We start from the raw sequence: 13,202 nt of genomic DNA, 5'->3' as shown, positions 1-13,202 counted from the left end.
AAAGGATGATCATCGAATGAAAAAGCTAAAAATCGGCATTACCTGTTATCCTACAGTTGGTGGCTCTGGTGTCATTGCAACAGAATTAGGCAAAATGCTTGCAGAAAGAGGACATGAAATTCATTTCATCACCTCAAGCGTACCATTTCGATTGAATAAAATTTATCCAACCGTCTTTTTCCATGAAGTCGAAGTTAATAATTATTCAGTGTTTCAATATTCTCCATACGATATTGCATTAGCGAGTAAAATGGCAGACGTCATAAAGGATGAAGAGTTGGATGTGTTGCATGTGCATTATGCCATTCCACATGCAGTATGTGCGGTATTAGCACGTGAAATGAGTGGTAGAGATATTGGCATCGTCACAACCCTTCATGGCACAGATATTTCGGTGCTGGGGCAAGATTCTACGTTATCACAGGCCATTAAGTATGGAATTGATAAATCTGATATTGTGACAACCGTGTCACAAGCATTAAAAGAACAAACCTATGAGTTAATTGATACAGTAAAACCAATTGAAACGATTTATAACTTTGTGGATGAACGTGAATACTTCCCTCGTAATTCAGGAAACTTAAAAGAGCAATTTGGTATTCAAGAAGATGAAAAAGTCCTCATACATGTATCTAACTTCCGTAAAATTAAAAATCTTCCACATGTTGTAGATGCTTTTATGAAAATTCGTGCAAACATGAAAGCAAAGCTCCTACTAGTTGGAGATGGTCCTGAAAAGCATCGTGTTATGGACCAAGTAAAGGGAAGTCCCTATATGAAGGATGTTTTATTTTTAGGAAAACAAGAAAACTTGGCTGAATTATATGCGATTAGTGATCTGAAACTATTACTTTCACAGCAGGAATCGTTTGGACTGGTTTTATTAGAAGCAATGGCTTGTGGTGTACCTTGTATTGGGTCCAATGTAGGTGGCATCCCAGAAGTCATTGATCATGGCGTAGATGGCTATATTGTTGAATTAGGGGATACAGATGCAGTAGCTGAGTATGCTACTCAATTATTGCAAGATGAAGAACAACTATTGCGTTTCCGAGAAGCGGCCATTCGTGCAGTAAGTGAAAAATTCCATTCAACAAAAATTGTTAAACAATATGAAAATTTGTATGAGAAGGTTGCGGAAAGAAATCATGCAAAACAATAATGAATGGCAGGCAGCCTTTTTTGTAATCGAACAGCTAGAACAGGCAGGATTTGAGGCTGTTATTGTCGGTGGGGCTGTAAGAGATGCTTTACTCAATCGGCCTGCCCATGATGTAGATGTTGCAACAAATGCCTTGCCTGAAGAAGTAAAATCTGTCTTTTCACGGACAGTTGATATTGGGATTCAGCATGGGACGGTACTTGTTATCGTACCCGCTGGACCTGTTGAAGTGACTACCTACAGGACAGATGGGGAATATACTGACCATCGCCGTCCAGAAAAAGTACAGTTTGTGCGTTCCTTGCAAGAGGATTTACAACGTCGTGATTTTACGATGAATGCCATTGCTATGCGTCGTGACGGTTCTATTGTAGATTATTACGGTGGGCGTCAAGATATCGAGAAGCATATTATTCGAGCTGTTGGTGATGCACCAAATCGCTTTGCAGAAGATGCTTTACGGATGCTGAGAGCGATTCGCTTTTCCGCGCAGCTTGATTTTACAATCGAGGCAAATACATTGACAGCCATCCAACAAAAAGCCGCTGATCTGGCTTTTATTGCAAAAGAACGTATAAAAGCAGAGCTGGATAAGCTTTGGGTAGGACAAACAGTTTTTGGTGGTCTACAGAAATTAGAGGAAAGCGGTTTGACTGCCTATTTAATAGGAGATTTTCATGCTGCGCATTGGCTTGAATTTCATACACAGGACAAGCGCTTGGGCTGGGCCTATTTTGCTTTACTGCAAGGGACAGATTGGCGGGGGGTTTTGCTAGATTATCGACTATCAAATAAAGAAATGGCATTTGTCAAATCGGTTTTAAGTGCCTATGATGCTCTAAAAGGTGGATGGACAAACACACATTATTTTATGTACACAGAGCAGGAGCTAGAGGCGGCACGCTATTTTGCCCAGCTGACTCAATTGGACGCTCCTATACCTCGGCTGTCTGTAAGAGAGTTACAGGCAATGCTACCCATTAAACAGAAGCAAGAATTAGTGGTGAATGGGGCAGATTTACTGAAATGGTCAGGAAAAAAAGGTGGACCTTGGGTAAAAGAAGCTTTGGAGGACATGCTGACAGCCATTCTTCATCATGAGCTTCAAAATGATCGACAACAAATACGAAACTGGCTAGAGCGACACTATTTCTAGAAAGGCTTCACTTACTTTAAGCCATATTATATACAGCAAATTGCCGTCTCAAAAATGTGGGACGGCTTTTTTCTTTGGTAGTCATTTACGTTAATTTACAGTATGATAAAGACAAAATAGGTACATAAAAAATAGCACAGTTGACTAAAGGATTGATGTGAAGATGACAATTTCGATGAAGGATGAAATTTTAAAAAGAATACTAGCTGCAGATGGTGAAGCTGTTTCAGGTCAGGAACTAGCAGATTCTCTTGGTGTCTCAAGGACGGCAATCTGGAAGCACATGCAGACATTACAGGAGGAAGGCTATACATTTGAAACAATTAAGAAAAAGGGTTATGTTTTGACAGGCGTACCAAATAGCTTGAATCCAACACAAATCGAGCTTTTTTTAAAGACCGAGCATTTTGGTCGTGAAATTCATTATTTCGATGTAGTGGATTCTACACAAACTATTGCACATAAGCTTGCCCAAGAAGGGGCTCCACATGGAACGATTATCATTGGGGAAGAGCAAACAGCGGGTCGTGGTCGAATGGCTCGTCCTTGGGAATCGGCACATGGCACAGGAATTTGGATGACGATTATCGTACGTCCAGATGTGACACCCCAGCAGGCATCCTCTTATACACTTGTAGTGGCAGTAGCGGTAACGATGGCCATCAAAACATTATATGAGCATGTAGAACCATTAATTAAATGGCCAAATGATTTGTTGATTAATGGCAAAAAGTGTACTGGAATATTAACAGAGATGCAGGCAGAGGCAGATCTTGTTCAGGCTTTACTTGTTGGCATTGGCATAAATGCAAATCAAGAGGCTACTGATTTCTCACCTGATATTGCAGATATTGCTACTTCTCTACGTCTAGAAGCTGGCGAAGAAATCAATCGGGCAGCATTGGTGGCCTCCATTTTACACTATTTAGAACAATTTACAGAGCTCTATGTAAATGAAGGTTTTGCAAGTATTAAAACACTGTGGCAGCAATTGTCCTGTACCATTGGTCAACGTATTGAGGTGACAACATTACGAGAACGTTTTGAAGGGGTTGCTAGTGGAATTACAGACGATGGCGTCCTCCAGCTTACCCAAGATGATGGGACAATACGAACGATTTATGCAGGTGACATCAAAATTATATAAAAAAGAAGCTGCAATGAACGTCTTGTTCTTGCAGCTTCTTCATTTACTTGAAAGTTACATCTAAATCACCTTGTGATAAAGATATATGTAGCTGATCATTACCATTGTTTACTTGAGTAACTGTACTACTTTGTTCTTCGTCATTAATTGTGAGATCACCGAAGCTTGTTATGAAGTTATAGCCTAGATTAGATTGTTTGTTTTGTAAGCGAAGGGTCGTATCACCAAAGCTTGACGTAATGGTTGATTGACCATTTAATGTCCCATCTATACTGATATCTCCATGTTCACTTTTAATACTAATACCGTTACTAGCAAGGCGTTGGAGCGTCAAATCACCAAAGGACTGAGTAATCTCTGTGTTGTTACCAATTATGTTGGTAAAGGTAGCATCTCCGTAATCTTGCACTAGGTTAAGCTGCTGATAATGTAGCTCGTGAATGGCTATATCACCGAAGTCGCTATCTATAGTAACAGCATCTATATTTGCATCCTTTGGTACATAGAGCTTGATCGAAGGAGATGAAAAGCTTCCAAAGCCAATTTGGAAATCACTCTTTTTCTTCGCTACGGTTTCAATCGTTAAAGTCCCATCTTCAATATGATAGGTCACATCCTGCTGCTTAAGGACCTTTGTGTCTAATTTATAGTCGTTATCACTAGCAACAATATCAATATCGCCATATTCATTTACGATCTTGATATTTGTAAATGCATCTAATTTGTGAGAATGACTTACTAATTTAGTAGAGCTTGGTACGTGAAGACCCTCTGCATCTTTTTCAATAAACCAGCGACCACCTGAAAAATAGCCGACCAGTGCAAGTAAAATACCTAAAGCAATCATGGTCATAGCAATTAGCGTATTTTTTGATGTCATTTAGAAGCCCCCTTTCCCTTTTTTGTTATTTTGTGAAATAGTCTCCCTAATGTTTCAACTGAGACAAGAACCGTTTTCTTGATAAAACGAGCGACAATAGGAAAGAGTAGGACACCTAAGCCCGTTACAATCAATCCGACACCCATAAAGAGCAGAGCGGTAGGCCAATGCTCTGTTAAAATCAGGAGGCCAGATATAAGCGCCACAACACCACCGACAAAGATACTAATGACTGTAGCGATAATAGCAAAGATTAAACTGACAATGACTGCGCCAAATGAAAAAATAAGTGCGATTGCAGTAGCAAGTAATGGCAATGAAAGGGGCGCAGATAGGATGGCTAAAATAATAAGCCAAATAGCCGATATATTCTTTTTTGTCGATTTTGCCGAGGAGGTATCCAAATCCTTCAATGCGAAATCAGCTAATATTTGTGAGGCGACATGTGAAGGAGAGCCAAGTTGTGAAATAACTTGTTGCTCATTTTCTTCTCCTGCTTCCTCGAAGTATTCCTCATAATAGGCAATTGCAGTGTCAAACTCATGCGCAGGAAGCCGACGCAATTTGCCTCGTAGCTGTTTCAAATAGCTAGCTCTATCCATCTAAATTCCCTCCTAAAAGTACACAATCAATCTTTTCCTTATACACTTGCCATTCCTTTAATAGCTCTAATAACCGAATACGTCCTTGCTCTGTAATTTGATAATAGCGTCTATTTCTGCCTTGATAGGGCTGATCGTAGGTTGTTAAGTAATGCGCTTTTTGTAAGCGACGTAAAACGGGGTACAGTGTAGATTCCGAAATCTCCATGACGGATTGTACTTGCTGTGTTAGTGAGTAACCATAGGCGTCCTCTTTGTCGACAATAGCGAGTACACAAGCGTCAAGTAAAGCTGAACCAAGCTGAAATGTCATCTTTCCACCTCACATGTAATACTTATATTTCATTTTATATTATATATCGTATAGTATGTGGATAGTATATGACGTATAGTATTAATTGTCAATTAGTTAAAATAAACTCTGTTATTATAAGAAAATAATATTTGAAGATTACGAGGATTATTGTTATAGTATGTGCTGAAGGGCAGTATCCATTGTGAACGGCACCTTCACAAGCGCAAGATCCAATACAACAAATATCTGCCTTGATCTTTTCAGACAGGGACGGAAGAAAACACGCGTTCAACATAGCTGCTAGCTATCGCCTCTTGTCAACACTTCATCAAGAGGTATTTTGTGACGAACGAAACACTACCCTTCTGTCTATTTTCGAAAACAGAAGGGTTTTTCTGTTTTCTTCCCTTAAAAAGGAGGACTACAAATTGAAAACGACTACAGATTTTTTAAAGATGAAAGCGGCCGGTGAAAAAATTGTCATGGTGACAGCCTATGATTATCCCGCTGCTAGATTTGCTGAAGACGCTGGTGTAGATATGGTACTAGTCGGTGATTCACTTGGGATGGTCGTGCTTGGCTATGATTCTACAATGCCAGTGACTGTAGCGGATATGGTGCATCACGCTAAGGCGGTTCGACGTGGTGCGAAGAATACGTTTATTGTCGTTGATATGCCATTTGGTTCTTATCATGGCGATGTCAATGAAGCATTAAAAACGGCTGTTGACATGATGCAACAAACAGGAGCCGATGCTTTAAAGGTTGAGGGTGCAGGAGAGGTCATTTCGGTCATACGTAAACTTACATCAGCCGGTATTCCAGTAGTAGCGCATTTAGGTTTATTACCACAATCAGCAGGTGTGCTTGGTGGTTATAAAGTACAGGGAAAAACGGCAGAACAGGCTGCTACCCTTATAGAGGATGCAAAGAAATGTGAAGAAGCAGGAGCTTGTGCTGTCGTGTTAGAATGTATCCCACATCAGCTAACAAAAATTGTTTCAGCTAGCCTTGTGATCCCGACGATTGGTATAGGTGCAGGAGTAGAAGCTGATGGACAAGTGTTGGTTTATCATGACATGTTAAGCTATGGCTCACACCATGTGCCTAAGTTTGTTCAGCAATTTGCTAATATGGGGAAAGAAGCAAGTACTGGTATGCTTCACTATGTTGAAGCAGTTAAAGCGGGTACATTCCCTGCACCTAAGCATTTCTTCACAATGAAAGAGGAAGCGTTAGATCAGCTATATGGGGGCATCAAAGCATGAAAGTAGTCACTACCATACAAGCATTAAGAGTAGAAATTGATGCAGCAAAGCAGGCTCATAAAACGATAGGTCTTGTCCCAACGATGGGCTATTTACATGAAGGTCATTTGACATTGGCAAAAACAGCACGTGCAGAAAATGATCTAGTTATTATGAGCATTTTCGTCAATCCAACACAATTTGGACCGAACGAGGATTTTGAAAGCTATCCTCGGGATTTACCTAGAGATACCGCTTTAGCACAATCTGTCGGTGTTGATATTGTGTTCGCTCCAAGTGCGGAAGAAATGTATCCGCATGATGGTGGTATTCGAATACATGCTGGTGAACAGGCAACAATTCTTTGTGGTGCGAGTCGACCAGGTCATTTTGATGGTGTGCTACAGGTTGTCTCAAAATTATTCCACTTAACACAACCAACTCGGGCTTATTTCGGACAAAAGGATGCACAGCAGGTTGCGATTATTGCTACAATGGTACGTGATTTTAACTTCCCATTGGAATTGCGAGTAGTCCCAATAGTGCGTGAGGAGGACGGTTTAGCCAAATCTTCTCGCAATATCTATTTAAGTGAATCAGAGCGACAGGAGGCTCCTGCGATTAATGAAGCTTTGCAATTGGCACGTGATAGCTTTTTAGCGAATGGTGATGCTGAGCGCGCACTGGTTAAAGCGAAAGCGCATATTCATGCACGAACGCATGGCCGAATTGACTATATAGAGTTATTAGCGTACCCCGATCTAACACCAGTAACTGCAACGACACAGCAAGTCCTGTTGGCAGCAGCCGTCTATATTGGCAAAACACGCTTAATTGATAATTGTATTTTTACTGTGAAAGAAGGACTGTAAAGATGTTACGAATGATGATGAATAGTAAAATCCACCGTGCAACAGTGACACAGGCCGATCTAAATTATGTCGGCTCCATTACAATTGATGAAGATATTTTAGATGCGGTAGGTATGCTGGCGAATGAAAAGGTACATGTCGTTAACAATAATAATGGAGCCCGCTTTGAAACATATATTATTGCTGGTGAGCGAGGTTCTGGTGTAATTTGCGTTAATGGCGCAGCTGCACGACTTGTACAACGTGGCGATATTGTAATTATTATTTCCTATGTATATGTGGATAATCATGAGGCAAAAGAGCATAAACCAACCGTTGCCATTATGGGTGAGGGTAATAGGATTAAAGAAATGATTACACATGAGCCTGAAGCCACGGTGATGTGATCAGATTATAGATAGAAGAAAGGAGGAGTGGCAAATGCTTTGTCAATCCTCCTTTTTTGATTGCATCTATTACAAAAGTAACTGGTAAAATTTTGTTTTTCTTACTATTAAACTAGTTTTTAAAATTATAATTTTACAAATGTTCTAGTATTTTGGGTCATATTTATGTAGAATTTAGTTGTAAGTACATCAATTTACTAGTGGAGGTATCATTTGTAATGGAAAATAAACGTAACAAATTTTTAACAGTAACTGCCGCGGCATTGGCTGTAACAGCGGTAGCAGTAGCGCCAGCATCGGCAGCAAGTCCTTTTTCAGATGTAAAAGAAAGCCATGCAAACTTTGAAGCCATTTCTACACTTTATGCAGCAGGGATTATTAGCGGGTATCCAGATGGTACATTCAAACCAGATACAAATGTCACACGTGGACAAGCAGCAAAAATGATTGCAGGCGCATTAAAGCTAGATACAAAAGATGTGGAGAATCCAAACTATAAAGATATTGATGTTTCTAATCCATATTACGGTCCAATTGCAGCACTTGCAGGATTAGAAGTGATTACAGGCTATGGTGATAATACTTTCCGTCCAAATCAAACAATTACACATGGTGATTTAGCTAAAATTTTAGCGTCTATTCCAACATTACCAGAGCTAGAAAGTGCTAAAAACCACGCGGCAACTGATAAAGTTACACGTGGACAGCTTGCAACATTGATTGCAGAAGCTTTAACAAAATCAAGCACAGAAACACCAGAAACTCCTGAAACACCAGAGAAACCTGAAACGCCTGAAGGTGCATTTTCTCTATCTATTTTACATGTGAATGATACACATGCTCGTGCAGAGAAGTTACCTCAATTAGCAACAGCGGTTAAGGAGCAACGTGAAACGAAGAAAAATGTCTTAACTTTACACGCTGGAGATGCATTTAGTGGAACACTATATTTTAACGAATTTAAAGGAAAAGCTGACTTAGCGCTATTAAATGAAATTGGCTTTGATGCAATGGTATTCGGTAACCATGAATTTGATTTAGGTTCTTCACCAGAAGGTCATCAGGCATTAGCAGATTTTGTTAAGGCTGCTAAATTCCCATTTGTGGATGCCAATACAGATTTTTCAGCAGATGATAAATTCACTGGTTTATTTACAGACTTAATTTCAAGTGAGCCTGAAAATGGCAAAATTTATTCAGGGATTGTGAAAGAAATTGATGGCGAAAAAGTAGGTATATTCGGCTTAACAACAGAAGAAACATTGGATATTGCTTCTCCTGATAAAGTGACTTTTACAAATTACATCGATGAAGCGAAAAAAGCAGTAGCTGCCTTTGAAGGAATGGGTGTTAACAAAATTATTGCTTTAACACATATTGGCTACAATGATAATCCAAATGTTGATAATGATATTTTACTAGCGAAAAACGTACCAGGAATTGATGTCATCGTTGGTGGACATGACCATACAAAATTAGAAGAGCCAGTTGTTGTTGATACAAACACAGTGGGTGAAGCAAAAGAGGCAACATTAATCGTACAAGCTAATGAATATGTAAATTATTTAGGCACACTTGACGTAACATTTGATGGAAATGGTGTTGTTACAGAGTATGGTGGCGAATTAATCGACCTTGGCAAAGTTGCACAAGACGAGTCTTTAGTGAAGTTACTTGAACCATTTAAAGCTAAAGTAAATGAAGTAAGCAACAAGGAAATTGGTGTGAAAATTGCTGAGGAGTTAGCAAATCCACGTGCAACTGAAGAAAATTTAGAAAGTGTACGTAGTAATGAAACAGCTCTAGGTAATATCATTACTGATGGTATGTTGGCAAAGGCACAAAAATATACAGATAAAACTGTTGTGATGGCTTTACAAAATGGCGGTGGTATTCGTGCGGCGATTCCAGCTGGTAATATTACAGTTGGTCAAGTGATTACGGTATTACCATTTGGTAACACATTAGCATTAATGGATGTTACAGGTGCAGAGTTAAAGGCTGCATTTGAAGTATCTCTGAAAAGTGCACCAAAAGAAAACGGTGGTTTCCTACACATTGGTGGAGCGAAATTACAATATGATTCTTCAAAAGAAGCTGGCTCACGTGTAGTATCTATCGAATATTTAGATAAAGCAACTGGAAAGTATGTTGCTTTAGAAGATACGAAAACATATACAGTAGCAACAAATGCTTTCACTGCTAAAGGTGGGGACGGCTTTGATATGTTTGCTAAAGCATATGAAGAAGGTCGCGTTACAGACTTAGGTTTATCTGATTGGGAAAACCTACAAGAACAATTACTTTCATTAAAAGAAGTAAAAACAACAACAGAAGGTCGTATTGTTGATCTTGCTAAAAAACAATAATCGAATAGCTTGAATTACTATTTTATTTAACTACTATTCATTTACGCAACCTTAGGGGCTTCCTCTAAGGTTGTGTTTTTTTGTATAGATTAAGTGATTTTACAAGGAGGAGAAAGGATGCTGCAAAGCCAAATCTATGATAAAATTCAACTTATCTAATGTGAACTGTGAGTTGAGATGTATGATGGAAAGTCAAAAATATGCCATTGTCGATTTGGAGACAACGGGTCATTCACCAGCCAATGGGGACCGGATGATTCAAATAGCAATTGTTATTATGAAGGATTGGAAAATTGAGCGTACTTATACGAAGTTCATTAATCCAGGAAAAACCATTCCATCTTTCATTCAAGATTTAACGCATATAACGGATGAAGATGTAAAGGATGCCTTGCCATTTGAGGCACATGCGGATTACATATATGAGCTATTAGCAGACTGTGTGTTTGTCGCACATAATGCAGATTTTGACTTATCCTTTTTACAAGCAGAGTTTAAGCGAGCAGGACTTCCGAAGTGGCAAGGTAAAAAAATGGACACGGTGGAGCTTGCTAAAATTTTATTTCCTATGTCCCTTGGCTTTAAGCTAGGCGATTTAGCGGCAGATTTAAATATTGAGCTAGCCAATGCGCATCGGGCAGATGATGATGCACTGGCAACAGCAGAATTATTCAGATATTGCTGGAGGGAGCTTTTAAACCTTCCTCAGCTAACGTTGGAACAGATGCATAAACGTTCTTTCCGTTTGAAATCAAATGTTTCCCAGCTCTTTTTTGAGGCTTTGCAAATTAAACGACAGCATGTGACAGGTCATGAGAATGTACATTATTACCGCAATTTTGCCATTTGCAATGGTCGCAATAAGCATGAAAATGCATCAGAACCACTAGTCTATCCGCAAACAGTAACTGAAAAAATAGCTTTAATGTCAAAGGCCCTTGCGAATTTTGAGGAACGTCCAGCACAATTTGAGATGATGGACACGATCTGGCAGGCATTACATGAACAAAAGGAATGTGTGATTGAAGCCTCCACTGGTATTGGCAAAACGGCTGGCTATTTATTGCCTGCGATTTTGTACGCCCGTACTGTCGATAAAAAGATTGCCATTAGTACGTATACATCGTATCTACAGGAGCAGCTTGTAGAGGAGGAACTACCTAAGATTGAAAAAATCCTAGGAACAAAAGTAAATGTATGCGTATTAAAGGGAATGCAACATTATATTGATCTTGAACGCTTTGAGCAATGTATGGCCCATGCAGATGAGTCCTATGATGAAACATTTACTATTCTACAAATACTTGTGTGGCTTACTAAAACAGAGACAGGTGTGTTAAGTGAATTAAATGTTTCAGGTGGCGGACAACTATTTTTAGAAAAAATCCGAAAAATACCAAGTGACAAGCCTTCAAAGGGCTTTGATTTCTATGAACAAGCTTTAAAAAATAGTGCCGTTGCGGATTGTATTGTGACGAATCATGCTATGGTATTAAGCGATTTAGTTCGTCAAACACCACTCTTTACCCAAATCGATGGATGGATTATTGATGAAGCACATCAATTTATTCAGGCAGCCATGCAGCAGGATGAAATTGCCTTCTCCTATACACAATGGAAGTATATCTTTGGACAAATTGGTACGATGGAGGAGACCACCCTTTTTCACCAGTTTTGTGAAGCAGCGAAGAAAAAACAGCGCGTAGCCATGCAAAATTTGCAGCGTCTGGATGCCCAATTTATACGCTTGCAGCGGTCATTTGATGAAACCATTCAGTTAGTTATTCAAAAAGTACAGCAACAAGTTAAAGGGAAGCAAGTAGGTAGTAAATGTACCCTATTTTTAGAGGATCTATCATTTGCGAAAGAATCATTCGTGCAAGTTAGTAAGCAGACACAACAATGGCTAGACCTTGCAACTGCAATTACGCAGACATTCGAAAATAATATTGAGCAATTAGATAAAAATGATCTTTATGTTTTATCTGAATGGCAGTATTGGATACGAGAAGTGAAAATAAAAATTGCTGAATGGGAAGATATTTTTCTATCACCACATGAGGGTAATTCAATATGGCTAGAACTGGATCTCCGTAGTGTTCCTGGCAGTCTTCATGTCTTTAAGAAACCAGTCAATGTCACACCGATTATTGAACAAGTATTAGCACCGCTTCGTAAAGAGGCAAGCATTGTTTGGACATCAGGTACATTAACCGTACCAGGCAATGAGCGCTTTGTCACACGCCAGTTAGGAATCTCTGATGATGTTGAGATCATAAAACTCCAAGCACCTCCAGCCTATTACGCTGGTGCCAAGGCTTTTATTGTAACTGATATGCCAGATATTCAGCATGTTAGCCAGGAAGAATACATTGAGGCTGTTGCACATGCAATTACACGGACAGTCCGCATGACGGAGGGACGCTGTTTTGTGCTCTTTACGGCACAGGATATGCTTCGGAAAACAGTCGAGCTCATTCAAGAAAGTGAACTTTTAGATGACTACATGCTTTTTGCACAAGGTGTTACTGGTGGAAGCCGTATGCGCATTCTAAAATCATTCCAAAAATTTAGCCATGCTGTTCTGTTTGGGACAAATAGCTTTTGGGAGGGAGTGGATGTACCAGGAGATGCTCTCGCTTCTGTCATTGTGGTACGATTACCATTCTCTTCACCAGAAGAGCCAGTATTTAAGGCAAGAGCCAAGCATCTGACAGCTCTAGGTGGCAATTCATTCACGGAGCTTTCCTTACCAGAGGCCATTATGCGCTTTAAACAAGGCTTTGGTCGATTAATTCGTTCTTCCCAAGATAAAGGAGCCTTTATCGTCCTCGACCGACGTATCACTAGTAAGTCTTATGGGAAAGAATTTATTAAGGCATTACCGCCTATCGATGTGAGGAAAGTTCAGCTACCTGAATTATTAAAAGAGTTGAACCGTTGGCAAAAATAACATGAAAAGGCGTCAGGACAAGGCTATTGTCTTAGGCGTCTTTTTTTTGTAAAACAATCCGCTTCGCTAGACCATAACAGCAAGATTGAGGACGAAGTGAAGAAATCATTCCTGATAAAATGAGGTCTATCAA

The 13,202-nt window shown here is 39.6% G+C and carries 11 protein-coding genes; 8 read left to right on the top strand and 3 right to left on the bottom strand.

Features of this window, described 5'->3' with window-relative positions; all coding sequences use genetic code 11:
* Positions 1-16: 16 nt before the first annotated feature.
* The 3 genes from bshA (at position 17) to ABC382_RS08050 (ending at position 3,465) form a co-directional block, all read left to right on the top strand.
* Positions 17-1,162, top strand: coding sequence for an N-acetyl-alpha-D-glucosaminyl L-malate synthase BshA (gene bshA, locus ABC382_RS08060; protein WP_322610422.1), 1,146 nt, complete (start codon positions 17-19; stop codon positions 1,160-1,162).
* Positions 1,149-2,318, top strand: a complete 1,170-nt coding sequence (locus ABC382_RS08055; protein WP_322610423.1) for a CCA tRNA nucleotidyltransferase — start codon at positions 1,149-1,151, stop codon at positions 2,316-2,318. Before bshA ends, ABC382_RS08055 begins: the two co-directional genes overlap by 14 nt.
* Positions 2,319-2,481: 163 nt before the next feature.
* The gene (locus tag ABC382_RS08050; RefSeq protein ID WP_312505619.1) at positions 2,482-3,465 is read left to right on the top strand and encodes a biotin--[acetyl-CoA-carboxylase] ligase; all 984 of its coding nucleotides are present in this window, start codon (positions 2,482-2,484) and stop codon (positions 3,463-3,465) included.
* A 43-nt stretch (positions 3,466-3,508) separates the two neighbouring features.
* Here ABC382_RS08050 and ABC382_RS08045 read toward each other — a convergent pair whose 3' ends face one another.
* Genes ABC382_RS08045 through ABC382_RS08035 form a run of 3 tightly spaced genes read right to left on the bottom strand, consistent with a single transcriptional unit; the run spans position 3,509 to position 5,260 of the window.
* The gene (locus tag ABC382_RS08045) at positions 3,509-4,345 is read right to left on the bottom strand and encodes a DUF4097 family beta strand repeat-containing protein (RefSeq protein WP_322610424.1); all 837 of its coding nucleotides are present in this window, start codon (positions 4,343-4,345) and stop codon (positions 3,509-3,511) included.
* Entirely contained in the window at positions 4,342-4,947 is a 606-nt protein-coding gene (locus tag ABC382_RS08040; RefSeq protein ID WP_322610425.1) for a DUF1700 domain-containing protein, read from the bottom strand. The genes ABC382_RS08045 and ABC382_RS08040 overlap by 4 nt, the downstream gene beginning before the upstream one ends.
* Positions 4,940-5,260, bottom strand: coding sequence for a PadR family transcriptional regulator (locus ABC382_RS08035; RefSeq protein ID WP_322610426.1), 321 nt, complete (start codon positions 5,258-5,260; stop codon positions 4,940-4,942). Before ABC382_RS08035 ends, ABC382_RS08040 begins: the two co-directional genes overlap by 8 nt.
* Positions 5,261-5,670: 410 nt before the next feature.
* Between ABC382_RS08035 and panB the strand changes: the two genes are divergently transcribed.
* From panB to dinG, 5 genes are all read left to right on the top strand, one after another.
* On the top strand, positions 5,671-6,510 hold the full coding sequence (panB, locus tag ABC382_RS08030; RefSeq protein WP_412926704.1) for a 3-methyl-2-oxobutanoate hydroxymethyltransferase: 840 nt from the start codon (positions 5,671-5,673) through the stop codon (positions 6,508-6,510).
* Positions 6,507-7,361 carry a pantoate--beta-alanine ligase gene (gene panC / locus ABC382_RS08025; protein WP_274796384.1) on the top strand — a complete coding sequence of 285 codons (855 nt, stop codon included), beginning with the start codon at positions 6,507-6,509 and terminating at the stop codon, positions 7,359-7,361. The genes panB and panC overlap by 4 nt, the downstream gene beginning before the upstream one ends.
* A gap of 2 nt (positions 7,362-7,363) precedes the next feature.
* On the top strand, positions 7,364-7,747 hold the full coding sequence (gene panD / locus ABC382_RS08020) for an aspartate 1-decarboxylase (protein ID WP_312505611.1): 384 nt from the start codon (positions 7,364-7,366) through the stop codon (positions 7,745-7,747).
* A gap of 218 nt (positions 7,748-7,965) precedes the next feature.
* Positions 7,966-10,116: a 5'-nucleotidase C-terminal domain-containing protein gene (locus ABC382_RS08015; RefSeq protein ID WP_322605322.1), complete on the top strand. Its 2,151-nt coding sequence runs from the start codon at positions 7,966-7,968 to the stop codon at positions 10,114-10,116.
* Between the two features lie 181 nt (positions 10,117-10,297).
* Entirely contained in the window at positions 10,298-13,069 is a 2,772-nt protein-coding gene (gene dinG / locus ABC382_RS08010; protein ID WP_322610427.1) for an ATP-dependent DNA helicase DinG, read from the top strand.
* The last annotated feature ends 133 nt before the right edge of the window (positions 13,070-13,202 follow it).

This window comes from Lysinibacillus phoenicis, assembly GCF_047238325.1.
Lineage (GTDB): Bacteria > Bacillota > Bacilli > Bacillales_A > Planococcaceae > Lysinibacillus > Lysinibacillus irui.
This window is presented reverse-complemented; position numbering and strand designations above follow the sequence as displayed.

Excerpts from the sequence above, each read along its gene's own strand:
- dinG (WP_322610427.1), top strand. The coding sequence starts at position 10,298 with ATGATGGAAAGTCAAAAATATGCCATTGTCGATTTGGAGACAACGGGT.
- bshA (WP_322610422.1), top strand. The coding sequence starts at position 17 with ATGAAAAAGCTAAAAATCGGCATTACCTGTTATCCTACAGTTGGTGGC.
- ABC382_RS08045 (WP_322610424.1), bottom strand. The coding sequence starts at position 4,345 with ATGACATCAAAAAATACGCTAATTGCTATGACCATGATTGCTTTAGGT.
- panD (WP_312505611.1), top strand. The coding sequence starts at position 7,364 with ATGTTACGAATGATGATGAATAGTAAAATCCACCGTGCAACAGTGACA.
- ABC382_RS08035 (WP_322610426.1), bottom strand. The coding sequence starts at position 5,260 with ATGACATTTCAGCTTGGTTCAGCTTTACTTGACGCTTGTGTACTCGCT.
- panC (WP_274796384.1), top strand. The coding sequence starts at position 6,507 with ATGAAAGTAGTCACTACCATACAAGCATTAAGAGTAGAAATTGATGCA.
- ABC382_RS08050 (WP_312505619.1), top strand. The coding sequence starts at position 2,482 with ATGACAATTTCGATGAAGGATGAAATTTTAAAAAGAATACTAGCTGCA.
- ABC382_RS08040 (WP_322610425.1), bottom strand. The coding sequence starts at position 4,947 with ATGGATAGAGCTAGCTATTTGAAACAGCTACGAGGCAAATTGCGTCGG.
- ABC382_RS08055 (WP_322610423.1), top strand. The coding sequence starts at position 1,149 with ATGCAAAACAATAATGAATGGCAGGCAGCCTTTTTTGTAATCGAACAG.
- ABC382_RS08015 (WP_322605322.1), top strand. The coding sequence starts at position 7,966 with ATGGAAAATAAACGTAACAAATTTTTAACAGTAACTGCCGCGGCATTG.